Here is a 25,631-nt window from a genome sequence, read left to right on the forward strand (position 1 = left end):
AATTTGAAAAAGCTGCCGCCTGTAAAATACAGACAGCAGCTTCAACAAGTTGCCTAGTTTTTTTTCAAAATGTCCTTTACAAAGGGTACACTTTAAAGATCAGACGGGTTTTTCGGGTTTATTTTCAGCTGTACGGTAAGGATTGAATAGTTTTCTGTGCTCCCATCTTCTCTTACCTTAGTTGCCCCAACACATGTTGGAACACCTGCATAACATCCTGTTCATACTTGTCCTTTTCCCCACCGGAAGCTGTATAAACGAGTGAGACGTACCCTTTGCTGCGAATCGTTGTTCGGCCAAGCGCATTCTCCAAGACAGCCTCATCACGATTCTCACTATACATTTCTTTCATGCTGGCCGCCCGGGTTGTCGCATCACTGAAAATATGGACTTTCACGATGTGTCTGCCACTTCCATTCAACAAATACATATAAGAGATCCCGCCATGGTCGTCAACGGCAGACATGTTATTCATAAGTTGAATGCCTTTTGCTTCAAAACTCTTACTGATCTCACTCACCAATTCACCGTTTAATCCGTGTCCTTGACTCTGTGCCCGCACATTTCCTTCATCTGTCGCTTCGCGGGTGTAGACCTTCCGCTCCTGCTCAATGGATGATGCCGAACAAGCCACCAGGGACCAGACACTCGTGATCAACACACCACTTACAAGTACCGACTTCATTGTTTTTCCAACCAGACTTCGCCCTTTTCTAGCAAACCACATGCCAATCCTTCCTTTCCAGCCACGTGTGCTGTGACCCAATCAGGTAGAATTAGCATGTCTAAGGACTTAGAATCTTATGCGGATGGCAGATCTGATATTGTATTGACCACCGTACGACCCACTGCACCACCTTGGAGTATCGTCTCCAGCGTAAGAGGCAATTGATCTAGAGAGATCTCCCGGATTCCCAGTTCCAGCGCGCGCTCTGGTTTCCATTCTCCGCCGAGCAGTTTCCACAATCGTTCCCGACGTTCCATCGGACAATATACAGAGTCTATACCAACAAGCTGGATGCCACGCAAAATAAACGGAAGTACCGTGGATTCAAAAGCTGTGCCTCCAGTTAACCCGGATACCGCTACCGCACCTCCGTATTGAATCTGTTTCAATCGCTCCGCAAGAGCCGGTCCTCCTGTTGGATCAACAACTCCCGCCCATAGCTGTTTCCCCATGGCTCCTTTAGCTGGAGCATCAGCTTCTTCACGAGTAATAACCTCTGAGGCGCCCAAGTTTCGGAGCAATGACTCCTCCTGATCCTTCTTGCCTGTGCTGGCTGTTACTTCAAAACCAAGTTTCGCCAGAATGGCAACTGCCATACTGCCAACACCACCCGTTGCACCCGTAACCAGAATCTTGCCCATCTCCGGTGTCACTCCAGCCTGTAACAGCGCATCTACCGAAAGTGCAGCCGTAAAACCTGCAGTTCCAATTGCCATGGCTTCTTTCTCATTGAGACCTGGTGGCAGAGGCACCAGCCATTCACTGCGCAGACGAGCATACTCGCTGTACCCTCCGTAATGGGATACGCCAGGTTCAAATCCTGTACTTATCACCCGATCTCCTGGTGCAAAACGTCCACTGACCGACTCTTCTACCGTTCCGGCCATATCGATCCCCGGTACCATCGGGTACTCACGAACGACACCGCCTTTCTCAAGGGTAGCGAGTCCGTCTTTATAATTGACACTGGAATACTGCACCTGTACCGTTACATCTCCATTTGGCAGATCTTCCTTCTTCAATTGCTCTATAGCAGCTTTCACTCCGCCCTGTTCTTCTTTACGGACAACATATGCGTTAAAATGGTTTTTCACCGATAGCCACTCCTTTTTTGAATTTTATATATTTTTCCATTAAGCACATGAATTGTTCGCATTCAGGCTTAACGGCTACCTTTTACTTCTGGATTCTTCAGATGTTGATGATCAAGCTCTGTCTCTCCTGAGCGTCAACAGATAGATTAGTGGACCCACAATAGGGATGATGCCTGCCGCGGTCCAAGCTGCTGAACGTCGACTCACTTCAGTATCCCTGTATATCGCAATCATGGAAAGTAAGGTCAGCAGTACAAAATCAATCGTCATGATATGTACAAAGGCAGATTGATTGAATGCTTCCATATATACATCCGGATGACCCTGCGTCACGGCATAGAAAGCTGTCCCCAGCGTCAACAGCAGAAGGACTACATGCGTCAGCTTGTGGGCTGCTACCCGTCCAATTCCCGACTCCCGCTGACGACCAAAATGTAAGCTTACGTAACCCGAAGCTCTATTTGCGGACGATGACCATGCATAATAAGGAAGCAGGGCAAAAGCACCCAGTCCGAAAGAAAGTATGACAAACGGCCAAGCCGGGACACGGCCTCGTTCTTTCACAGATGTTCTTAACAGCATACAAGCATACACTGCCGGGAAAATACCTAACCACGAAAATACAGTAAGTAACCAAGGTTCTTTGCTTTGCATTGTAATCAGTTCTTTGAATATCGGATCACTTCCAGGTGACTGCCCCGGTGCCAACAACAATGCATAAGCAATAAAAGCGATCCAGACCAGTCCTAATATCCATCTCATGTCTGCACCTCCTCTTACTTTCATCCCCTACAGCTGTGGGATTGAAACAATGCGATGCAGAATTTGGCGGCTCCTGCGCTTTCCCGAGAAATAATTACTACTTTTCCCCTACAACTTCTTGAATTGCGCATGACCATTTCCAGTAAGTATAGCCTGTTACCTTGGCAGTCTGTCCATGAGATTTCTTACATCACTGGTCCATCTCATCGGGATCATATTAAAAAGGCATAAGCCAGTATCCCTCACTGGTTATGCCTCTCAGTAATTCTTATGTGTAGATCATTCCTCTGTGGATTTCACATGTTCCGCAATGAGCTTCTGCTTCATATTCCATGCCGCAGGGCTGATGTTCACACGGTAGATCTCCGGGTTGAGCTTCCGTTGGTATTCAGGCCAGAAGAGGTTCATCTGTTCCCGGTGGTACGCCCGAATCTCATCCAGATTAGGCAGTTCATATACTTTACGTCCATTCACAAAGATTGGCTCCAGCATATTGACCGCTTCGTAGCGGGTAACCGTCTTTTTCAGGTAAGGGTGTAGCGGGTTGAACAGCTTGAGCGGTCCGCCCTGTAGCGGCTGCTCTTCATCTGGATAGCAGATATAATCTGCAATCGCTTTGCCATGTTTCGGATCAATGATCCGGAACACTTCCTTTTTACCTGGAGTGGACACTTTTTCAGGATTGGCAGATATTTTGATAGTAGGCAGCATGGCACCGTCCACTTCACGCTCCACCAATTTATATACTCCACCCAAAGATGGTTGGTCAGAAGCCGTAATCAACTGTGTACCAACACCCCATGTATCAATCCGCGCTCCCTGAGCCTTCAGGTTGAAAATCGTATTTTCATCCAAATCATTGGATGCTACAATTTTCACATAATCCAGCCCAGCCTCATCCAACATCTGACGTGCCTGAATCGACAAGTACGCAAGGTCACCACTGTCCAGACGAATCGCATTCATCTTCTTGCCTTGGCTCTCCAACTTTTTGGCTGTGTTGATAGCGTGAGGTACCCCACTGTTCAATGTATCAAAGGTATCTACCAGCAGCGTAACCTGATCTGGCAATACTTTGGCATACACGTCAAACGCCTCCTGTTCGCTCATAAAGCTCTGTACCCAGGAATGGGCATGTGTACCTGCTGTTGGGATTCCGAAGCGCTCTCCGGCCAGCATATTAGACGTTGCATCGAAGCCTGCTACATACGAGGCACGTGCGCCCCAGATGGCAGCATCCGCTTCCTGTGCACGCCGTGTGCCGAATTCGAGCAAAATATCCTGTTGTGCTACCTGTTTGATCCGCGAAGCCTTGGTTGCAATCAACGTCTGATAATTCATGAAGTTAAGTATCGCCGTCTCCACCAATTGTGTCTCCATAATGGAGCCTTCTACCCGAATGAGCGGTTCGTCAGGGAAAACAATTGCCCCCTCCTTCATGGAATGAATCGTCCCCTGAAATGAAAACTGGAGCAACTCTTCCAGAAAGACCGGATCGTAATTTTCCTCTTGTTTGGATAAAAATTTGATGTCGTCCATCGTAAACCGAAGCTGGCTGATATAGTTCACAATCCGTTCCAATCCGGCAAATACCGCATATCCGTTGCCAAAAGGAAGCTTACGGAAATAGGCTTCAAATACCGCCTTCCGCTTGTGAGTACCATTCACCCAATGGGCGTACATCATATTGATCTGATATTTATCCGTATGTAAAGCCAGGCTAGTTGTCTGCATTTGTCTCATCCTCTCTGACTTCCGCTCGTGACCCCAGATTTCATCTGTGGACACGGGTTAACATATGGAGACTTATTCTTCATGATTCTGTTCATCCGTATTAAACAAACAAGTCTCCCGTAATAGACTCTAAACACCATTCACCACATTCATCCGGTTCCTAACATGAGGTCAACCAAACATGACTATGGAGTAAATTAAGCCAAGACTGTCTCGCTCGCCTTAACCACCGAAGCACCGAGGCTGGAACGAAAATGTCCAAGTGCCCACTCATGCCCTGCCGGATTGAAGCTGGCAACGGCATCTTCATATACCGTAATATGAAAACCTTTATTGTAAGCGTCCACTGCGGTATGCAATATGCAAATATCCGTACATACCCCAATCAGTGCAATATCCGTAATACCACGTGCACGCAGTCTGAGTTCCAGATCGGTCCCACAGAATGCACTATATCTCGTCTTATCCATCCACTGTATATCTGTTTTCCGTTCTTCCATCACTTGGGCAAGACGACCATATAACTGTCTTCCCTCCGTATTTCTGATGTTATGAGGTGGGAAAAGTACAGTCTCCGGGTGATACGGATCATTTTCTTCGTGTAGATCCACAGCCATGATTACCTCATGTTTGTTCATACAATAGGCCTCGGTTACAGCTGCAATCGTCTCGTCGATTTCTACTGCCGGCTGACCTACTGGCAAAGAACCTGTCACAAAATCCTTCGTAAAATCAATGACAATCAGTGCTTTCATCGTCAACACTCCCTTAGCCCAGAAATGGTTGATCCTGATTCAATCAGATTGACACATCTACACCTTATCACGTATAGATGGAAAGGCGTGGTACGAGTTCTGTAAAACGATATAGCTGCGCCGGACGCTGCGAGTACTGGTTAGAACTCACCAGGTTCCCCTCTTCATCTCTTACTTCTTCCACAATGCCTTTACGGCTGCGGGTAGACGTAATCTTGCGAATGAAGTTTGGTTCTTCAAAATCCGGTACAACACTTTGAATAACCTGATATAATTCACTTAATGTAAAATCACGTGGCAGGAACTGACGGGCAATCGTCGTTTCCAGCATCTGTTGTTGAATACGCCGATAAGCATCTTCGATGATTGTTCTGTGATCAAAGGCCAGTTCCAGTTCTTGCAGCGCCTCCTGAATCGTGAACAACCCAACATCCTCAGCATCATCTGCCGCTTGGCGTTGATCCAGCATCCATTCTTCTACAAGCGCGAAAAATGCGTGTGAGATAATCCAGCCCCTCGGGTCACGACCTGGCTGACTGTATACATTCAAGTATTCCAGATGTCCACCGTCTACACCTGTCTCTTCCATCAACTCACGCTTAGCTGCACCGTAGATGGATTCATTCTCCTGACAAAATCCACCGGGTAATGCCCATCTGCCTGCAAAAGGCCAGCCTTTGCGCTTGATCAGCATCACTTTCAGTTCCCGAATGGGAAGTGTCTTCGTCACCGTCTTGCGCTCCCGCTTGGTTAAGGTGAACATAACGATATCCGCAGGAACACCATCGGGGGTACGATATTTTTGGGAACTATAAGCACGTGCTGCTTGTTCGTCGCTCTCTGCATTGAAGTGTTCGTAGTTTTCGCTCATGGGCACCACCGACTATTTTCATTTTGATAATTTCATTATGACATAATAATATCTTTTGTCAACCGCAGGATTCATGCGTTACGTTCTAGGGCGTGCTATGCGGAATGTTGCCGTAGCCATACATCCCAATGTGCCCGATGCATCACGAACCTCCGATTGAGTCGTAACACTGCGTCCTGCTTGATGCATTACCGTAGCTGTCACCGTTAATTCCCCTTGTTTCATTGGTGCAAGAAAATGTACGTTCAGATTCGTTGTCACACAGCCGTCTACTTCCATTGCTGCTGTTGCAACCATCCCCATTGCCTGATCCATCATCGAAGTCAATACACCCCCATGAATAATCCCCATGGAGTTGGTATGATGTTCGCCTGCTGTCAACGCGATCTGTACTTCTTTGCCGTCTCCTTTAATATAACGACAGCCGAGAAATCCCCAGAATCGTCCGTCTCCGTCTTCCACCATTTTGTCCAAAATACTCATTATTCATTTCTCCTTTATTCACTGTACGTATCAAGCTCTCTTGATGTCATGTGCTTCTATCATTAAAAATCAGCTTCGCCACACAAAATAACCCCACAGCGTGGAGCTTTGCTTGGAATTATATTCCGAGTACTTGGCGATAGCCACTCCACGTTCACGGTTATGTAATGTCAAAAAAGGCGCGGACAGCGTCCGCACCCTTCCGTCATTTAGCCGCAACTGGTCGGAGGTGAATCCGTTCCAGCCTCCACGTTCACTTTTTCGGAAACCGTTTCCCGGATCACGGAGATCACAAGCTGAAGCAAGTAGTTGATATCGCTCTGGCTCTGCTGGAATTCCGTAACCAATGGAATACTGTCCAGTTCGCTTTGCAAATCGTCAATTTCCTGTTCAATTTTGCTGACCATCTCCACATTTTTGAAGCTTTCAAAAGCAACAATCTCTTTTTGTTTTTTCTTGATCGTTGCAATCAACTGCTGGATGCGCTCATGATCCCGAATTTTGGTTTCAGCCTGTTGAAACTGTCTAACTTCCTCACTCGTTCCGAGCATATCAGCCAATTCTTTGGCTTTTCCCATAATGTCGTCGCGTATGACCAGATTGCGCGTATCGTAGGTTGGCATTCCATAATGGTTGTACTGCACTTCTTCCTGCGCCACTGAAATCGCTCCATTCTATGAGATGATATAAGATGAATACTCGCCGTTGCATTAAGCTCAGTTGACTGCTCAGTGACCGCTACGGTGTCGGATCGTTCTTTTGATCGCTGTTGTCTCCGAATTTTCTTGATTATATTTTTCAAAGGTTTAAAATTCGGAGACAAAGGCGAACGCTTCGCTTCTACAGAATCGATTCCGTCACCTTCGCTACGCTCGGCCGTAACCCGCTAATTGCAAAAAATATTCATCTTATTGGTTTGTGTATTACTATTACTGATTGGCAGCTACCGGCTCGGAGAGCAGGTTGCCCCGAATATAAAAAGTCATCGGATCGGTGATTTCCACTTGTACGAATGTACCGATCAAATCTTTAGGTCCTTCAAAATGCACCAGCTTATTGCTGCGCGTACGTCCTGCCAGAACTTCGGAATTCCGTTTGCTCTCGCCTTCAACAAGCACTTCAACGATTTTGCCGCGTTGCTCTTCATTGCTTCGGTGGCTGTATTCGTTGATCGTTTCGTTCAAGCGCTTCAAACGTTCCTTCTTCACTTCCATCGGTACGTTGTCTTCCATCACCGCAGCCGGTGTACCTTCACGTGGGGAATAAATAAAGGTATAGGCAAAATCATACCCTACTTCACGGACAAGGGAAAGTGTATCTTCAAACTGTTCTTCCGTTTCCCCTGGAAAACCAACAATAATATCCGTTGTCAACACAACATCCGGGATGGCCTTTTTAATTTTGTCAGCCAGTTTCAGATAGTGTTCCCGGTTATACTTGCGGCTCATACGTTTGAGTACTTCCGAACTGCCAGATTGCACCGGAAGATGAATGTGCTCAACCAGATTTCCGCCCTTGGCCAGCACTTCAATCAAGTGATCATCGAAGTCACGTGGGTGACTGGTTGTAAACCGTACTCGCGGAATATCAATTTGGCGAATGGCGTCCATCAAGTCACCAAAGCTGTAGTTCAGGTCCGTGAAATCCTTACCGTACGCATTCACATTTTGACCAAGTAGCGTGATCTCCTTAAAGCCTTGTCGTGCCAAATCCCTAACTTCAGCAATGACATCTTCTGGACGACGGCTGCGTTCTTTGCCCCGCGTAAACGGAACGATGCAATATGTACAGAACTTGTCACAGCCATACATAATATTCACCCAGCCGCGCATACCCTCACGTTTCTTCGGCAGGTTCTCAATGATGTCGCCTTCCTTGGACCATACCTCAACAACCATTTCTTTGCTGAACAACGCTTCCTGGATTAGATGTGGCAGTCGATGCACGTTATGTGTACCAAAGATCATATCCACAAATCCATGCTTCTGCATGATTCGGTTGACGACGCCTTCTTCTTGGGACATACACCCGCATACGCCAAGTAACAATTCCGGACGTTCAAGTTTTAGCGTTTTCAGGTGACCAAGCTCACCAAATACTTTATCTTCCGCATTTTCTCGTATGGCACACGTATTGAGCAGAATAATATCAGCTTCTTTGCGATCCTGTGTAGCCTGATATCCCATAGACTCAAGCAGGCCTTTGATGGTCTCCGAGTCATGCTCGTTCATCTGACATCCATACGTATATACAATATAGTGTTTGCCTTTCCCTATGTTTTTCAGTTCATCGGGAACGGCATTTTCGTAAAGCACCTGGACGTCTTCCTTGCCCCGCTGTTTCTCCTGACGATGATTGGGTTCCGATTTGATGTTAATCTCACGGCCCCGGATTCTTATCTTTTTGCTGAATTCATCTTGCGAAATTACTTTGGCATCGGAGAAATCAAAATATTGGGAGTAATCCTTTTTTGAGTCTTTAGCCATTTCCTTCGGTCACTCCTTACAGCCTCTATTAATAAAAAATCGTTCATTCATCCCTGTTCCAGGTGAATTTCTTGCTTGGAACATTAAAAGAGCATTACAGCAAATTATAGCATGAATTGGGCTGTAGTTCCACATCCAAAGCGCATGTCCCTTCGTCTAATCCGAAACATGCCATGCTCAGAAGAACACTCAGAAAATACAAAAACCTGAGCCTTGCCAACAGGGCGGGAATTAACCGGCCCCTGTTGGCTGTGCTCAGGTTTATATGTTATTCAGACCGCCCTAATTGGCGGCTGAAGCTATTACATGTAATTAATCGATGATTTCAGCAGTGTCGCCATTACGAGCGCCAGCAGCGTTAGCTTCATCTGTATCAATATGCATGTCCAGTGCGAAAGAATCGGATACACGAGCCAGTACATTTTCCAGTACAAGACCGCGATCTCCGCCGAGGCGAACTTTCAGCATTTGTTTGTCCTCGATACCCCATTTAGCAGCATCAGAAGTATGGAAGTGAATGTGACGAGCAGCAACGATAACACCTTTATCAATCGTTACTTCGCCAGCAGGACCTTTAATTGTGATTCCTGGTGTACCTTCAATGCTTCCAGATTCACGTACAGGTGCTTTAACACCAATCGCAAATGAATCTGTCATGGAGATCTCCAGTTGCGTTTCAGGACGAACAGGTCCAAGGATACGCACTTTATCAAACTGTCCTTTCGAACCAATTACCGCTACAGTTTCGTTAGCAGCGTATTGGCCAGGCTGGGACAGAGGTTTAAATTCAGTCAGTTCATAACCTTTGCCAAACAAAATTTCAACGTGCTCTTGGGATACATGAATGTGACGGGCAGATACGCCCACAGGTACTGTTTTACTCATTGTAAATTTCACTCCTTGTTTATCTATGGCCTGTACTCAGGCTCTTAACAATCCAATGGTATTATACCCCTTTTTGGAGTGAAATGAAAACGAACTGGTGAAAATTCATGAAATACACTTATTTCACCATCATTCCCCTCCTTTATTTGGAAAACAAGTGTCAATTCAACCCATTCAACGCACACACCAGTTCACTATTTCATGGAATTCCCCTTCATCTGCATCTTCGGATTGCTCTCTGGCAAGTGTTCCCTCAGATAACTCATCGCATTCCCCCACAACCAGCCACGAACCAGATGTTCATCATAATGCTTGAGCAGGATTTCCGTCAGTCTCGGGTAATGTCCTGAATGTTCAAGTCTCTGAATATACGTTGAAATCCCATCAAAATCAGACCCCATCATCAGGTGATGCTGCCCGCCCAGAGAACAGATCTGCTCGATATGAAGCAGCAGGTCTTCTATACGTACTTCACCCTCCTGTTTAACAAACCAAGGGACAAACGTCAGCCCGATCCGCCCTCCCCGGGCAATGATGGCCTGAATCTGATCATCTTTCAGATTACGCACATGGGGACATACGCTATAACTGTTGGAATGGGAGGCGATAAAAGGACGTTTACTCAAGTCAGCCAGTTCCCAAAACCCTTTCTCCGTCAGATGTGACACATCTAACAGCATTCCGATTTCATTACACTGGCACACCAGTTCTTTCCCCTTCTCGGTCAGACCTGCTCCACGCTTCTCCATTACTCCGTCAGCCGCCCAATTGGCATAATTCCACGTTAGTCCAATGATTCGAACGCCCATCTGATAACATAACTCCAGATAGAACAGGTTGCCCTCCAGGCCATCCACACCCTCCAGTGTGATTAATCCCCACGGACCCTCTGTTTGCCCTACCTGAGCCACCTGTTCACGCCATAACAACGTCTGTGTGCCGCCAGGCCGCTCCTGACTTCTCTCCACACGTCTACGATAAATTTCCAACTGCCCCATCACATGTTCAAACTTGCCTCTGCCAAGCACTTCGGGTAAATAAATGGCGAATGCCTGCAACCCTACATTCCCCTCTTTCAAACGTTGCAAATTCACATCCAGTTCTGGAGCATCTTCGAATGAAAGAGCAGGCTGCATCAATATCTTGCTCAGTGCATCACAGTGAAAATCAGCTACACGCCAATCCGACATGGACATTGTTAACCCTCCCACTATATTTTGTTGCAAAACGCAAAAAAACCTGTCTACATCATCGTAAACAGGTTCAATGCATACTGCATGTATTATCTGGGCTCCACAATCAGCTTAATGGCCGTTCGGTCCTCGCCGTCGATCACAATGTCTGTAAAAGCTGGAATACAAATCAGGTCAACTCCGCTTGGTGCTACAAATCCCCGGGCTATCGCTACCGCTTTAATGGCTTGGTTCAGTGCTCCCGCTCCAATTGCCTGCAGTTCAGCATTTCCACGTTCACGAAGAACCCCTGCAAGAGCGCCGGCTACAGAATTAGGATTGGACTTTGCTGAAACTTTTAATACATCCATGGTAAGTACCTCCCTGGGAATGTTGAAAGTTTGTTTCCACTTACTAGATGTTATTCGCGGGAGGCAAAAAAATTCCTTCTTTTTAGACGGGTTTCCCTGCAAATTGGGACAATACCCCTATTCCATGCGCCACTCGTCCTCCGTCAGACGAATTTTTTCGATGCGTGTTGCCGCACCTGTGGCTTCATCAATTTCAACAAAAACACCGTGGAAGTGCCATTTGCCATCATCTACAACGAAACGTACAGGTAGCTGGGTGTAGAACTTACGCAGCACGGCCTCACGCTCCATACCCAAAATGCCGTCACGAGGCCCTACCATGCCTGCATCCGTCAAGTAAGCTGTTCCTCCAGGCAAAATCCGATCATCATTACTCTGTACATGCGTATGTGTACCTACAACAAGAGACGCACGTCCATCCAGATGCCATCCCATAGCAATCTTTTCTGACGTTGCTTCAGCATGCATATCAACTAAAATACATTTATGGTCTTGGCGCAGCTCATCTACAATTTCATCAGCTACACGGAATGGACAATCCAGAGCAGGCAGGAACGTTCTTCCTTGAAGATTAACAATCGCCAGCTCTTTCCCTTCGCCTTTGACAACCGTGTACCCTCGTCCTGGTGTGCCTGGTGGAAAGTTCGCTGGACGAATCATGCGGGGCTCATCATCTATAAAATCAAAAATATCCTTATTGTCCCAAGTATGATTACCAAGTGTAATACCATGTACACCCCAGTTGAAAAACTCATTTGCGATTGCACCGGTAATGCCGCGACCTGCTGCCGCATTTTCACCATTCACAATCACCACATGTGGCTTATACTTCGATTTCAGGTACGGTAAATTTTCCTTTAATGCCTTACGTCCCACGTTGCCTACAATGTCACCAATAAACAAAACTTTCATTGATTACTGCCTCCTCAATTCCTGCAAAGTCCTCTTACTTCAAATGTTGAACCTTTGCAGGACTCTATCTCATGCTCCATGATGTGTAGTTGCCTTTTAACAGGCTATCAACAGGAAAAGTGGCCCACTACTGCGGCCACTTTTCCGTAATGCTCTATTTTGCGTATTCAACCGCACGGGTTTCCCGGATGACGGTGACTTTGATGTGACCCGGATAGTCGAGTTCATTCTCAATCATCTTCGTGATGTCACGGGCTAAGCGGAATGCTTCAGCATCATCGATCTTCTCAGGCTGTACCATAACGCGAACTTCGCGTCCGGCCTGAATGGCGTACGATTTCTCGACACCTTCGAAGGATTCTGAAATTTCTTCCAGCTTCTCCAGTCGTTTGATATACGTTTCCAGCGTTTCGCGGCGTGCGCCTGGTCTTGCTGCGGAGAGCGCATCTGCTGCGCCAACCAACATGGCAATGACCGAAGTCGCTTCGCAATCTCCGTGATGGGACGCGATACTGTTGATTACAACCGGATGTTCTTTGTATTTCTTCGCCAGTTCCACGCCAATTTCGACGTGTGATCCTTCCACTTCGTGATCCAGCGCTTTACCTATGTCATGCAATAGACCTGCACGTCTTGCCAGAGTTACGTCTTCTCCGAGTTCGCCAGCCATCAGTCCAGCCAGATAAGCGACTTCCATGGAATGTTTCAAGACGTTTTGACCGTAACTTGTACGGAACTTCAACCGGCCCAAAATTTTGATCAGATCCGGATGCAGACCATGCACGCCCACTTCAAAGGTAGCTTGCTCACCGTATTCACGGATGCGCTCATCCACTTCTTTGCGGGATTTCTCAACCATCTCTTCAATCCGTGCCGGGTGAATACGTCCATCAGCCACCAGTTTCTCCAGGGCAGTACGGGCGATCTCACGGCGAATCGGGTCAAAGCCCGACAGAATAACAGCTTCTGGCGTATCATCGATAATGAGGTCAATCCCTGTAAGGGTTTCAAGCGCACGGATGTTACGTCCTTCACGACCGATAATCCGGCCTTTCATTTCTTCATTTGGCAGGGTAACAACAGATACCGTTGTTTCCGCTACGTGGTCAGCCGCACAACGTTGGATGGCGAGTGTAATAATCTCGCGGGACTTTTTGTCCGCTTCTTCCTTCGCTTGTTGTTCAATGTCCTTGATCATTTGAGCCGTCTCATGACGAACTTCCTGTTCTACGTTGGACAGTATGATACTGCGTGCGTCTTCCATGGTGAGGTTGGATATACGTTCCAACTCTGTCACCTGGTTTTTGTAAATCATTTCGATCTGCTGCTGAGTCTCATCAATTCGTTTCTCTTTGTTAGCCACTTGCTCTTCTTTACGTTCGAGTGATTCCAATTTTTTATCCAGCGACTCTTCTTTTTGCAACAATCGTCTTTCTTGTCGTTGAATTTCATTCCGACGTTCACGAGTGTCTTTTTCAGCTTCAGCGCGAATGCGATGGATTTCATCCTTCGCTTCCAGCACCGTTTCTTTCTTCAGTGCTTCTGCCTCTTTCTTCGCGTTCTCCACGATTTGTACGGCAGCTTGTTCCGCACTAGAGATTTTAGCCTCTGCAAGAGATTTGCGAATAAAATATCCTACTCCGAACCCAATGAATAGCGCGGCTGCAACGAGAGCGATCGTGATTGCAATTTCCATACTGTTCACCTCCTCGTTGGTTCCTCCAAGGCATTCCTTGGGTCAATTTGCAGTTTTCAAACCTTACATTTGTTTGGGAATAACGAATACTCACGGCGATCCCCCGCCGATTTTCATTTCACATGTACATGTTTCCACGTACTATTCACTGTTTCCAGCGAACCCATAATTAAGAATGGTATAAATCTTAAGAAACCGAAACCGCTTTTTTGGAAGGAAAAAGGGTTGTCCATTTCTTACAGACTCATGTCCATTTTAGTATTTGACGAAAGAAATTGTCAAGAGAATGCAGTATAGAGACTCTAGTCTGCTAATCCCATAACAACGCTTCGTCATCTTCAGGGTCCCCAGCCTCATCTTCTTCAATTAAACAATTCACGACCCGGCGCACCATATCCATTGAAAAACCACGTCTCATTAGGAAGGGAAGCGTTTTATTTTTCTTCTCTTTGACGTCCCCTTTGACCTGATTCCATTTTTTGCGTCCGGCACTCAAGGCAGTCTCAAATTCCGCATCTGTACTGATCCCTTCTAGTGCCTCAACAATGAGATCATTGGCAATGCCCTTTTGACGCAGCTCTTGCCTTATCCACAGTTTTCCCTTCCGCTTGCCCTCCATACGCTGTCTTGTCCATTCCTTCGCAAATAGATCGTCATCCACCAGGTTCTCCCGCTCAAGCCGATCCAGCGCCTCTTCAATCAAAGTTGCAGCAAACTCCTTCTGACGAAGTTTCTGACTTAATTCATGGCGTGTGCGCGGTTTATGCTCCAAAAAGCGCAGAGACTGTGCATACGTCCGCTGTCGCTCGTCAGCTAGAATGATATCTTCCAAATCCTGCTTCATAAACGTATTGCCTTGAGTCATCCTGTATTTAATCATCACATCTTCAAGAACCGTAATGGAGTGGATGCCAAAAGTGATTCGATAACGAGCTTGCCTGCTCTTCGTTCGTTCTACACGTGTAATAATAAGTTCTTCGTTGTCCGGAAATTGGGATAGGCCATCCTGTTCTGCTTCTTCATATAAATCCTCGTCATGTTGATCCATTCTGGTCTCCCCTTTCATAACATTTTCATTCTGACTACGCCAAACACACCTTCACATAAGACAAAGAACACCAATAATACAAAAGACCGGGAACTCTGCCCGGCCTTTACTCCACAGTTAGCGTGCTAACAGCCCCTGTCCATTGGGACAGGGGCTGTTAGACAGCACGAGTACTCCCACTACAATCCATTATCCAGATTGATCCAAGCTCAATCAGATAAGTTTACGGAGTCCAGTGGGGAACACCCTCAGGGTCCTCCCTACAAGGGAGGTTTTGAGAGATTACTCGTTGATTTCAAACAATTCTTGTTCTTCTGCTGCTTCTTTTTGTTGCTCTTCACTCGTTGGCGCAGGAACTGCAGTAACCAAGTTACTGGCTACACGAATTTTTTGTTCAATGATGTCAGCAATATCTTTATGCTCTTTCATGAACTGCTTTGCGTTCTCACGGCCTTGTCCTAAACGCTCGCCTTCGTAGGAGTACCATGCACCACTTTTATTAACGATGTCCAGGTCTGTACCAATGTCAATGATACTGCCTTCTCTCGAAATACCCTCGCCATACATGATATCCACTTCCGCTTGTTTAAACGGAGGTGCCACTTTGTTTTTCACAACTTTAATACGAGTACGGTTACCAATCATGTCATTGCCTGATTTGATACTCTCAATACGACGCACATCCAGACGTACTGTAGAATAAAACTTCAGAGCACGACCACCAGGTGTTGTTTCCGGGTTACCAAACATAACGCCGACTTTCTCACGAAGCTGGTTAATGAAGATTGCGATTGTTTTGGATTTGCTGATTGCACCAGACAGTTTACGCAGCGCCTGAGACATCAAACGCGCTTGCAAACCAACGTGTGAATCACCCATTTCGCCTTCAATCTCTGCTTTTGGAACCAATGCGGCTACAGAGTCAATAACGACGATATCTACTGCACCACTGCGTACAAGAGCTTCTGCAATTTCCAGCCCTTGCTCACCCGTATCTGGCTGAGACAGAAGCAATTCATCAATATTAACACCAAGTTTGCTTGCGTATTGTGGGTCAAGAGCATGCTCGGCATCGATAAATGCAGCTTGTCCACCCGCTCTTTGTACTTCAGCGATAGCATGCAATGCTACGGTTGTTTTACCAGAGGATTCGGGTCCATATATTTCAACAATACGGCCTTTAGGCAAGCCGCCTGTTCCTAATGCAATATCCAAAGCCAAGGAACCGCTGGGAATAATTTCCACATTCATATGAGTGGACTCACCCAGTTTCATGATGGATCCTTTACCAAATTGCTTCTCTATTTGACGGAGCGCCATATCAAGCGCGGCACGACGGTCTGACAATAAGCTCACACCCTTTACTGTTTATAAGATAATGATACCTTGTTTTAACACGTTTGCCAAGCTTTTTTTCGAACATACATTCGTTTTTTTTGTAAAGGCCGAGGCGCCTCTTCCTCAAAGAAACTTTCCATTAAACAGAAAAAAGAACCGTAAACAAGGCTGTAAAGCCTAATTCTACGGTTCTTCCGTCTTCCTTAATTATACTTGCTTGGAACTGTAAATGCAATCGAAGCTATTAACTAATCAATCCATCGCCACAAGTTTTTGCCATAAGCGATAGAGAATCGCTTTGGCTGAACGAATGCGAACAGTCTCGCGATTACCATTAATACGCAACTCATGAATTTCCGTCTCTTTTCCACGTTCAGCAAGAGCGATGAAGACAAGTCCGGGTGGCTTGCGCTCCGAATATCCCGGTCCAGCTACACCGGTAACAGCCAAGCCAAAATCAGCATCGCCAATCATGCGGATCTGTTCAGCAAGCACTTTTGCAACCTCTGGACTTACCGCCCCAGGTGCATCTTCACCTTCCAGATAATCATGAGGCACATTCAGCAGCTTTTCTTTAATTTCATTGGAGTAACAAACAATTCCACCTTTGAGCATTGACGCACTTCCGGGTACAGAGGTCAGACTTTGCATAACAAGCCCCCCTGTACAGCTCTCAGCAGCGCTGAGCGTCAGCCCCATGTCAGACATCATGGTTACAATCGTGTACTCTATAGGCACATCCTCGTTCGCGTAGAGATGTTCTGTCAAACGTTCCCGAATCTGAATCTCCATCGCATCCAGCTTCAGCTTCGCCTCTCCCTCACTCGCAGCCTTCGTGGAGACACGTACCGTAACTTCGCCTTCGCTCGCGTAAGGAGCAATCGTAGGGTCTGTCTGCGCATCAATCAGATCCAGTAGCCGATCTTCCAGAGCAGATTCACCAATACCTGCGAATTTGAGCATTCGGGAATAGATCGGCATCTCTTCTGTGAGTACATGCTGGAACAGCCAAGGTTTGACTTCCTGTTCAAACATTGGAATCAGCTCTTTAGGTGGTCCAGGCATCACAACATAATATTTGTCATTGTCAGAAATCGCATTTCCTGCCGCAAGGCCTGTTTCGTTAGCCAGAGGTGTTCCGCCATCAATAACGATCGCCTGACGTCGGTTATTCTCTGTCATGTCCACATTACGATCTCTGAAAAAGCTCTCAATTTTGTCCATAGCCATTCGATCTGTATGCAGTTTTCGGTTAAGAACAGCTGCGAGCGCATCCTTGGTCAGATCATCTTGGGTAGGTCCGATGCCACCGGAAAATAAAATAACGTCTGCACGGCCCTGCGCAATGCGAATAGCTTCACTAAGTCGGTTCAGGTTATCCCCAACCACCGTTTGGAAATATACATCGATCCCCATCGCAGCCAATTCACGGGATAGATATCTGGCATTGGTATTGACGATTTGTCCAAGCAGTAGCTCTGTGCCAACTGCAATGATTTCTGCCTTCATTGAGCATCCTCCTGTACACGTGGTGAGTGATCAAAGGGCAATAGGATAATTTCCTATTGCCCCTGACCCAATGCTTCCTTCATGATTACCTATTTAAGAACAAACCATTATACTTTTGTTAAATGAAGCAAATTTTTGTTTTTAATAAAGTAATCGATACCCGACCAGATGGTAATAAGCGCTGCTGCCCATACCGCGATAATATCGACGTGAATACCCGTGTATGAAAACGGGAAATTGTTCAACAGCAACAGCACAATCGCCACAATCTGCACTACAGTCTTCAGCTTGCCCCAAGCACTGGCGGCAACAACCGAACCATCCAGCAATGCAATTTGACGCAAGCCGGTAACTGCGAATTCACGACTAATAATAACAACTGCAATCCAGGAATCCAGCTTGCCCATCTCCACAAGCGAGATCAAAACTGCAGTAACCAGCAACTTGTCTGCGAGTGGATCGAGCAGTTTCCCCAGATTGGTAACCATGTTATTTTTCCGCGCAAGGTATCCGTCAATTCCATCTGTGCTTGCGGCGATGATAAAAATAACAGCAGCAATCAGTTGATTATACGGAAGCGACAAGCTTCCAAGCTGCAACGGCTCTGGATAAAATGGAAAATCCACGAGCAGGAACACCATCAAAAAAGGGATTAAGCAAATTCGTGCAAGCGTAATCCGGTTGGGTAAATTCACAAGACGCCCTCCCTCATATCCTCCATTACTCCAAACAATCATCATAATCCCGTTATCATCATCCGGAACATGAAATGTACAGTTTCAATGTCAATCCATATTAACATGATCCCACTATGTAGAAACGCAAAAAATAAAGTCAACCGCTCAAAAGCAAAACCGCTTTAAACGTTCCGGTGACTTCCAGAAGATGTACTGCTTTTCACAAAGTCAGCAAACGATGAGGACTGGACTTGATGCTTGACTGCCAGCAATGCACACTTAGTATAATATACGCCCAATACCGTGTCAAAAAACACTTTTGCTACAAAAAGGCCATATTACTTGAAATTTGTATATTGCAAATCCAGAGGTAGGTTAGCACCATTTAGCAGCTGCATGACAGCTTGCAAATCATTTTTACTCTTACCAGTTACCCGAAGCTGGTCTCCCTGAATCTGACTCTTCACTTTCATCTTGGAGTCCCGAATCAGGATATTGATTTTCTTGGCGATGTCCTGATCAATCCCCTGTTTAAAATTCAAACGCTGACGGACTGTACCAGAAGACGCTGGCTCTACCTTTGCGTAATCAATGTTTTTCAATGGTAGACCACGCTTCGCCATTTTGGATTGCAGCACGTCAATGACAGCCTTGAGTTTGGTCTCATCATCAGATACGATCGTTAACGCATCCTTATCCAGTTTCAGGCTGCTCTTGCTGCCCTTGAAGTCATAACGAGTGCCAATTTCCTTCTCGGTTTGTGTAACGGCATTTGTCAGTTCTTGCAAGTCCATTTTGGACACGATATCAAATGAATTTTCTGAACTCAAACCAGTCACCCTTTCAGTTAATCGTATGTTCTGTAACATTATAGAGGATACCTTAAGCAAAAGTCTAATTTCAAGCTGTTTCACACAAAGAAAAAAGCATTTTTGGCTTCCACTTCAAGTGGTTGCCAAAAATGCTTGCTGGTCCAGCTTCCAACCTAATAGCGGCTGCGGCTGGGCTGTCTGAACATATCGAGCACACCCAAAAGTACATGTGCAAGTCCAAAACCCAATATTCCGTAGCCCCAAGCACTTGGAGTCAGGTAATAACCCAGGAGGCTGACAATGATCCCTAAACCTGTTACGATCCAGCTGGCTGTCACAGCCATCCACCTCACTTCACCAAAAGTTAACTGCAAGTTAAGACACGATTATTGTCTCCTGCAGCTGACCCGGTTATTCGCTACCAGTGGTACCTCCTGTAGCATCCGTTGATCCATTTTCAACACCTGTGGAAGAAGTAGTACTACTGTCTTCACCAAGTTTCAAACGGATCCGATTGGTCGCCTTGCCATCCGTTACAACTTGCCCGCCAACCTCAATCGTGGTCGCTGCAGCGTAACCAGACTTAATATACATGCCTGCACTATCCAACTCAAAGGTATAGCTGTCACCTTCGGCTGTGTTACCATACTCCAACTTCTCTCCACTGGAGTTCTCGCCTTTGTACACTTCCAGCCAGCTATGACCTGTGGCCTTGATTGTAACCGTTACAGGTTGCCCTGCACTACCGTTAACTTTGAAGTTCGTAATATTTCCTGATTTCCCATCTTCTGCAACACTCACATTAGACGGTGAATTGTCAGTTGGTTCTTTCTCAGTTTCATCCGTCTGTCCGTCCGTTTGGCCATCAGTTTGACCGTCCGTCTGTCCTTCCGTGTCTGTACCGCCACCGTTACCACCAGCGTCGCCCTCACCAGTACCGTCAGTACCTGAATCTGTTGCTGGCGGATTAGATGCCTGTCCGTTGTCGGCAGGTTGATCCGGTTTGTCCTCAGGCTGTTGTTGACTGTCTGTAATTTTGACTGAATCAAGCCCCGGATTATCTGACTCATCACCATTGTTATACACCACGTATACATATAACAGTACTACGATCAAAACAGGGAATGTCCACATCAGCGCGACAGACATCCACCGATTACTGCGCTCAACCGGACGGCTGGAACGCTTCTGAATAACCGGTTCCATCGTTGCTTCCGTCTCTTCTTCGGGTACGTCTTTTTTGTGTCCCTCCAGCAGCTCATCAGGGTTCAGTCCCACGGTCTCCGCATAGGTTTTAATGAAAGCACGCACATAGAAGCTGCCCGGCAGCACTTTATAGTCTCCTGCTTCTATGGCCTCCAGATACCTCTTGCGAATTTTTGTCATTTCCTGTACATCGTCAAGACTCATCCCTTTTTGCAGCCGGGCCTCTCTTAACTGCTGACCCAGTTCAGACATGCCATCTCCTCCTTATGTTTATCTATTGAGTTGTTGCTAATCTATTCCATGATTCCGCACGGTGCCTTACAATTCGTCGGTGTAGCTAGCCGTAAACGTATCATAAATAATCTCTTCATTGGGAATGTTACGCAATTCAATAATAATATCAAAATCATTAAAGTCATATTCGGATTCCTGCACAAAAATATCCGGATGTTCGATAACTTTGGTACTAGGCATGGACATAATATCCTGCAACAAATTGTAATGCCGCTCACTGGAACGAATCGTACTTACAATTCCGTCAATGATGAAGACATTGTTCGGGTTCAATTCGTCTTCGGACATTTGACTCCTAATCGTCTGACGAAGAAGTGTGGAGGAAACAAACGTCCATCGCTTCATTGCACATACGCTGCCCGCAATAATGGACTCCGTTTTGCCAACACGAGGCATTCCGCGCAAACCGATGACCTGATTGCCTTCCCTCTTAAATACTTCACCCAAAAAGTCCACAAGTAACCCAAGTTCATCTCGTGTAAAACGAAATGTCTTGCGATCATCCGAGTCACGGTCAATGTATCTGCCATGACGCACGGCCAAAATATCCACCAATTTAGGTTGCCGCAAAGCCGATACGGTGATGCTGTTTACTTTGCCAAGCATTTCACCAAGCAAACGGATTTTTTCATCATCATCCGATTCAAGCAGCATGCCTCGAGTTTTGCCTTCAACACCGTTAATGGTCAATATATTCACTTCAAGCATCCCCAGCATAGAGGCAATATCGCCTAACAAACCGGGTCTGTTCTTATGTATTTTATATTCCATGTACCATTGTTTAGATTCCATTTCAACACCCCGTAATGCATTATTCCCCATTATTCGACAGCAACAGAACGTGTCCACTGGACAACAATCTGAGACATCTTCTAAAAATGGGTCACGTTAATGATATATAAAATGAAAATGAATTACAAGAACAGCTCTGTAATCCGTTTGTAATCATTAGAGAAAAGCCCCCTTGCGGGAGCTCTTCATCTGTAATCTTATGCGTTTTGTTTGGCCAATTTGACCATCAGGCACGCAATCGTACGACGCTCATCAGCATCGCCGACATCCCATAACTCTTTCAATGCCCGGTTGGAATGGTTCGCCGGATCGACTTTCTCATCAAGGAAGTCGCCGATTTCATACGCAAGTTTGTTGATGGTTTCTTCACTCATCCCCATCTTCTCTGCTTGCAGTACGCGGTCACCCAGGAACTTCTTCCATGTGTCAAAACTGGAGAGCACTGTTTTTTCTGTTGACATGATAAATCCTCCTTAGATGACGCATGAGATTTAAAATCAACAGTTGTAATATGTGCTTTCGAGGCATTTTATATACGAGCATTTTGAAAATAATCCGGAAGACGACTGCTTCTCAGCAACCTTCACCTGGTTCGTTCACAGCCAGTCAAGTTTTCTTGCTTTTTTACGTTAACCAACCGCCATTTGGACTGATGATCTGCCCATTGATATAACCCGATTCAGGGAGGGCCAGAAAATAAACCAATGATGAGATTTCATCAGGTTGAGCAAGTCTTCCTGCCGGAATTTCCTCTTCCAGCATCTTCAGTTCACTCTGATCCAGATGGCTCAGCATGGATGTCTGAACGGCACCAGGAGCAACGGCATTTACGGTTACTCCGGAAGGCGCGAGTTCTTTCGCAAGCGCTTTGGTGAATGCATTCACTCCACCCTTGGTTGTGGAATACAGCACCTCACAAGAAGCACCAGACAGTCCCCAGATCGACGATACATTAATGATTCGGCCATACCTTTGGGAGATCATGTGAGGCATCATTTCCTGTGTACACATAAACGTGCCTTTGAGGTTAATCGCCATCACTTCATCCCAGATCTCCTCTGTAACATCAGACAACATCCCATAATGCGAGATTCCTGCGTTGTTCACAAGGATATCTGGCATGAGATTGTGCGACTCCAGCTTCTCACGCATGCGCTCAATCTGTTCCCGGCTGCGAAGATCCGCAGACACGGTCATGATTTTTCCACTGCCCTGTTCCATGCACCGTCTGGCGGCTTCATTCGCTGCTTCATGCGATTTCATATAGTGTATAACAACATTCATTCCCACTCTGGCAAAGCGTTCTGCGATAGCCGCTCCGATGCCACCGCTTGCGCCAGTTACCAGTACAGTCATTTCCCCGATTGCCTTCAATTGTCCCGTTCCCCTCTCCATATCAAGGACTCACGACTAGCGATACAGCCAGATGATCCCACCGAATATGCTCTCTCAGTCTGAGATTTACATCTTCCAGTGTAATCGATTCATAGAGCGGCAGCATATTGAAAAAATCACCGCCACGGAATTGCTGACGTGTAAATTCATGCGCAATGTTCTCCGGAGAATTGAGCATACGCAAATATCCGCCTATTTTCTTTTTGCGTGCACGTTCAAAATCCGTGGATTCGAACCCTTTCTCTACAATGGCATCCACTTCTTCACGTATACGCGCGAGCAGTTGATCCGGGTCTTTTGTATCACCACCAATGGCTGAAAACGCGTATTGCGGCGAACTGTTATACTCATGTCCAAAGCTGTCCGAGATCAGATCTTCATCGTAGAGCTTCTGAAATAATCGTGTGCTTGAGCCAAACAAAAGATCCATCATCAGCTGCGTTGTCATATCTCGCCGTAACAATTGTTCTCCGGTAAGTCCAACGTCCGTCTCCTTGAATCCAAACAGACATTTGGGCAGTGACACAGCCAGTTTCGCTTCCCGTCTGGCTTCTCCTACCTGCTCAGGCTCCGGCTCGAAGAAACGTTGAATACTCCCCTGTGGCTTATAATCCTTCTGCTCCTGGTTCGATCGAACCATATCAATGACTTCTTGTGGATCTACACCACCCACCACAAACAAGAGCATATTACTCGGGTGATAGAAGGTGTTATAACACTCATACAACATCTCTTTGGTAATCGTACGGATGGATTCCACCGTTCCTGCAATATCGATATGCACCGGATGTTTTTGATACATGGCTTCGATCAATCCAAAATAAACACGCCAGTCCGGATTATCAGCATACATGTCAATTTCCTGTCCAATAATGCCTTTTTCCTTTTCCACATTTTGATCCGTGAAGTAAGGATTTTGCACAAAGTCGACTAATGTTTGTATATTTTCATTCACATATTCGGTCGCTGAAAACAAATAAACCGTCTGATCAAAGCTCGTAAAGGCGTTAGCTGAAGCACCATGAGATGCAAACGTGGCAAAAATATCGCCTGTTGGTTCTTCAAACATTTTATGCTCCAGAAAATGGGCAATCCCATCCGGAACCTTCACTTCTTCCTGCCCTTCAACCTGAAAATGGTTATCCACCGATCCATACTTGGTTGCAAACGTAGCATACGTTTTCTGGAATCCCGGTTTAGGCAAAATATAGACATGCAGTCCGTTATCCATTACTTCGTAATATAGTGTCTCCTGCAAATGCTCATACCGAATGCTCTCCACCGATTATTCCTCCTTCTCATCCCGCAAGAAATAAATCGTATCCAGACGGAATTGTTCTGCCGCCTCACGCACATCTTCCTTGCTAATATGTTCTACCTGAGCCAACAGCTCTTCAGCCGTTCTTTCTTTGCCAGACAACTGTCGATTGAAGTCATAAGCGATCATCTCAAAAGCAGAATCCTGCATTTCATTAAGCAGGTTACGGATCATTGCTTTGGTCTGAGACATTTCCAGGTCACTGATTGTACCGCTTTTCATTTCTTCCAGCTGCTGCTTGATGATGGTGACAGCCTTCTCATAATTAGGGATTTCAATCCCGGATTGAATCGTTGCAATGCCCTTATGTCCGTCATATCGCGATGACGCGTAATACGCCAGACTTTCTTTTTCACGAACATTTACAAACAGTTTGGAATGAGGATAACCACCGAGAATCCCGTTGTACATTAATGCTGCGGCATACTGAGGATCTCCATAAGTGATAGATGTACGGAGTCCCATATTGAGTTTTCCCTGACTCACATTCAGTCGCTCAACAACGGTCTCCACTTCCTTATCTCCTCGAACCGCTGCCTGTGTCTGGTAATCAGAGGAGAACGTTCGATCTACATTGAAATGACGCTGAACAAGGTTCTCGACCTCCTCCAGTGTCGTATCTCCTACCACGTATAGATCCATACTCGCCTGCTGCAGCCACTCCTGATAAGACGCACTCAGTGTGTCAGGCTCAATCCCGGGCAGATCCTTTCGCTCACCCAGTGGGTGAAGACGGTACGGCTCGTTCTTGCACATTTCCTCAATACTGCGTTCAGCGGCATAGCGCATTTTATCATTCACGATGGACTCCAGCTTTTTACGAACAGTCTCTCGCTCTGCTTGTACATAAGACGTCCTGAAATGTCCATTCTCCTGTGCAGGTCGTGTAAGAACCTCTCCAAGGAAGGCAAATGAACGATCCAGTAGCTGCTCATCCCCTCCAACAAAGGAATCATTAATGGTATCCATTCGGAATTGTACAATCTGGTAATCCCCGCGTTTATAGACGTCAAAACCAAAACCTGCTCCATACAGATGCTCCAATTGCTCACGAAATTGCTTTGTTTCCGGATAGGACTCCGTGCCACGTCGCAGAACAAAAGGTGTCAGTGCTACTTTGGTTACTGTATCTTCCCGTAAAGGAACTCCTGCATATAGCGATATAGCGAACGTTTTGAAACGTTTAGTCGGAAGCACATGTATACGAAACTCTCTCTTGTTACCTCGTTCGAATCCTGATGTATTCAAATGTCAAAACCCCTTTACGGCGTCATTTATCATGCAATCGTATTAA

General features: G+C 46.1%; 26 protein-coding genes. All 26 read right to left on the reverse strand.

All coding sequences use genetic code 11. The annotated features are described in order from the left end of the window. Window positions 1–172: 172 nt before the first annotated feature. Window positions 173–727: a hypothetical protein gene (locus J2Z28_RS06065; RefSeq protein WP_211081608.1), complete on the reverse strand. Its 555-nt coding sequence runs from the start codon at window positions 725–727 to the stop codon at window positions 173–175. Between the two features lie 74 nt (window positions 728–801). Next, window positions 802–1,821, reverse strand: coding sequence for an oxidoreductase (locus tag J2Z28_RS06070; RefSeq protein ID WP_211081609.1), 1,020 nt, complete (start codon window positions 1,819–1,821; stop codon window positions 802–804). Window positions 1,822–1,932: 111 nt separating this feature from the next. Next, a complete protein-coding gene (locus J2Z28_RS06075) occupies window positions 1,933–2,583 on the reverse strand; it encodes a hypothetical protein (RefSeq protein ID WP_211081610.1) in 651 nt (216 codons plus the stop codon). Window positions 2,584–2,862: 279 nt separating this feature from the next. Further along, window positions 2,863–4,317, reverse strand: coding sequence for a nicotinate phosphoribosyltransferase (locus tag J2Z28_RS06080; protein WP_211081611.1), 1,455 nt, complete (start codon window positions 4,315–4,317; stop codon window positions 2,863–2,865). A gap of 197 nt (window positions 4,318–4,514) precedes the next feature. Beyond that, window positions 4,515–5,072 carry a cysteine hydrolase family protein gene (locus J2Z28_RS06085; RefSeq protein ID WP_211081612.1) on the reverse strand — a complete coding sequence of 186 codons (558 nt, stop codon included), beginning with the start codon at window positions 5,070–5,072 and terminating at the stop codon, window positions 4,515–4,517. Window positions 5,073–5,139: 67 nt separating this feature from the next. Further along, window positions 5,140–5,943, reverse strand: coding sequence for an NUDIX hydrolase (locus tag J2Z28_RS06090; protein ID WP_036609248.1), 804 nt, complete (start codon window positions 5,941–5,943; stop codon window positions 5,140–5,142). 78 nt (window positions 5,944–6,021) lie between these two features. Further along, a complete protein-coding gene (locus J2Z28_RS06095; RefSeq protein WP_211081613.1) occupies window positions 6,022–6,426 on the reverse strand; it encodes a PaaI family thioesterase in 405 nt (134 codons plus the stop codon). A 209-nt stretch (window positions 6,427–6,635) separates the two neighbouring features. Further along, window positions 6,636–7,049, reverse strand: coding sequence for a YlbF/YmcA family competence regulator (locus J2Z28_RS06100; protein ID WP_244988156.1), 414 nt, complete (start codon window positions 7,047–7,049; stop codon window positions 6,636–6,638). A 306-nt stretch (window positions 7,050–7,355) separates the two neighbouring features. Next, window positions 7,356–8,912 carry a tRNA (N6-isopentenyl adenosine(37)-C2)-methylthiotransferase MiaB gene (gene miaB / locus J2Z28_RS06105; RefSeq protein ID WP_211081614.1) on the reverse strand — a complete coding sequence of 519 codons (1,557 nt, stop codon included), beginning with the start codon at window positions 8,910–8,912 and terminating at the stop codon, window positions 7,356–7,358. Between the two features lie 312 nt (window positions 8,913–9,224). After that, window positions 9,225–9,797, reverse strand: coding sequence for a phosphate propanoyltransferase (gene pduL / locus J2Z28_RS06110; protein WP_017689107.1), 573 nt, complete (start codon window positions 9,795–9,797; stop codon window positions 9,225–9,227). Between the two features lie 194 nt (window positions 9,798–9,991). Continuing rightward, window positions 9,992–10,993, reverse strand: a complete 1,002-nt coding sequence (locus tag J2Z28_RS06115; protein WP_415841503.1) for a dipeptidase — start codon at window positions 10,991–10,993, stop codon at window positions 9,992–9,994. Window positions 10,994–11,079: 86 nt separating this feature from the next. After that, window positions 11,080–11,340 carry a stage V sporulation protein S gene (locus J2Z28_RS06120; RefSeq protein ID WP_007430104.1) on the reverse strand — a complete coding sequence of 87 codons (261 nt, stop codon included), beginning with the start codon at window positions 11,338–11,340 and terminating at the stop codon, window positions 11,080–11,082. A 117-nt stretch (window positions 11,341–11,457) separates the two neighbouring features. Next, window positions 11,458–12,252, reverse strand: a complete 795-nt coding sequence (locus tag J2Z28_RS06125) for a TIGR00282 family metallophosphoesterase (RefSeq protein ID WP_036609256.1) — start codon at window positions 12,250–12,252, stop codon at window positions 11,458–11,460. 154 nt (window positions 12,253–12,406) lie between these two features. Then, window positions 12,407–13,948 carry a ribonuclease Y gene (rny, locus tag J2Z28_RS06130; protein WP_036670418.1) on the reverse strand — a complete coding sequence of 514 codons (1,542 nt, stop codon included), beginning with the start codon at window positions 13,946–13,948 and terminating at the stop codon, window positions 12,407–12,409. Window positions 13,949–14,258: 310 nt separating this feature from the next. Continuing rightward, a complete protein-coding gene (locus J2Z28_RS06135) occupies window positions 14,259–14,996 on the reverse strand; it encodes a regulatory protein RecX (RefSeq protein ID WP_211081615.1) in 738 nt (245 codons plus the stop codon). A gap of 282 nt (window positions 14,997–15,278) precedes the next feature. Then, a complete protein-coding gene (gene recA, locus J2Z28_RS06140) occupies window positions 15,279–16,343 on the reverse strand; it encodes a recombinase RecA (protein ID WP_017689112.1) in 1,065 nt (354 codons plus the stop codon). A gap of 243 nt (window positions 16,344–16,586) precedes the next feature. Further along, window positions 16,587–17,843 carry a competence/damage-inducible protein A gene (locus tag J2Z28_RS06145; protein ID WP_017689113.1) on the reverse strand — a complete coding sequence of 419 codons (1,257 nt, stop codon included), beginning with the start codon at window positions 17,841–17,843 and terminating at the stop codon, window positions 16,587–16,589. 107 nt (window positions 17,844–17,950) lie between these two features. Then, window positions 17,951–18,538, reverse strand: a complete 588-nt coding sequence (gene pgsA, locus J2Z28_RS06150) for a CDP-diacylglycerol--glycerol-3-phosphate 3-phosphatidyltransferase (protein ID WP_211081616.1) — start codon at window positions 18,536–18,538, stop codon at window positions 17,951–17,953. A gap of 320 nt (window positions 18,539–18,858) precedes the next feature. After that, entirely contained in the window at window positions 18,859–19,350 is a 492-nt protein-coding gene (locus tag J2Z28_RS06155) for a YajQ family cyclic di-GMP-binding protein (RefSeq protein ID WP_017689115.1), read from the reverse strand. Between the two features lie 155 nt (window positions 19,351–19,505). Further along, the gene (locus J2Z28_RS06160) at window positions 19,506–19,670 is read right to left on the reverse strand and encodes a hypothetical protein (protein ID WP_211081617.1); all 165 of its coding nucleotides are present in this window, start codon (window positions 19,668–19,670) and stop codon (window positions 19,506–19,508) included. A 73-nt stretch (window positions 19,671–19,743) separates the two neighbouring features. Continuing rightward, complete coding sequence (locus J2Z28_RS06165) at window positions 19,744–20,790, reverse strand: helix-turn-helix domain-containing protein (protein WP_211081618.1); 1,047 nt, start codon at window positions 20,788–20,790, stop codon at window positions 19,744–19,746. Window positions 20,791–20,856: 66 nt separating this feature from the next. Further along, window positions 20,857–21,624 carry a DUF3388 domain-containing protein gene (locus tag J2Z28_RS06170; protein WP_036609270.1) on the reverse strand — a complete coding sequence of 256 codons (768 nt, stop codon included), beginning with the start codon at window positions 21,622–21,624 and terminating at the stop codon, window positions 20,857–20,859. A gap of 197 nt (window positions 21,625–21,821) precedes the next feature. After that, complete coding sequence (locus J2Z28_RS06175) at window positions 21,822–22,085, reverse strand: DUF3243 domain-containing protein (protein WP_017689119.1); 264 nt, start codon at window positions 22,083–22,085, stop codon at window positions 21,822–21,824. A 163-nt stretch (window positions 22,086–22,248) separates the two neighbouring features. Beyond that, window positions 22,249–23,019, reverse strand: coding sequence for an elongation factor P 5-aminopentanone reductase (ymfI, locus tag J2Z28_RS06180; protein WP_036609272.1), 771 nt, complete (start codon window positions 23,017–23,019; stop codon window positions 22,249–22,251). Between the two features lies 1 nt (window position 23,020). Next, window positions 23,021–24,301, reverse strand: coding sequence for an EF-P 5-aminopentanol modification-associated protein YfmH (gene yfmH / locus J2Z28_RS06185; protein WP_211081619.1), 1,281 nt, complete (start codon window positions 24,299–24,301; stop codon window positions 23,021–23,023). A 3-nt stretch (window positions 24,302–24,304) separates the two neighbouring features. After that, window positions 24,305–25,585 carry an EF-P 5-aminopentanol modification-associated protein YfmF gene (yfmF, locus tag J2Z28_RS06190; RefSeq protein ID WP_211081620.1) on the reverse strand — a complete coding sequence of 427 codons (1,281 nt, stop codon included), beginning with the start codon at window positions 25,583–25,585 and terminating at the stop codon, window positions 24,305–24,307. Between the last annotated feature and the right edge of the window lie 46 nt (window positions 25,586–25,631).

The sequence above is a fragment of the Paenibacillus xylanexedens genome (genome assembly GCF_017874615.1).
In the GTDB taxonomy this organism is placed as follows: domain Bacteria; phylum Bacillota; class Bacilli; order Paenibacillales; family Paenibacillaceae; genus Paenibacillus; species Paenibacillus xylanexedens.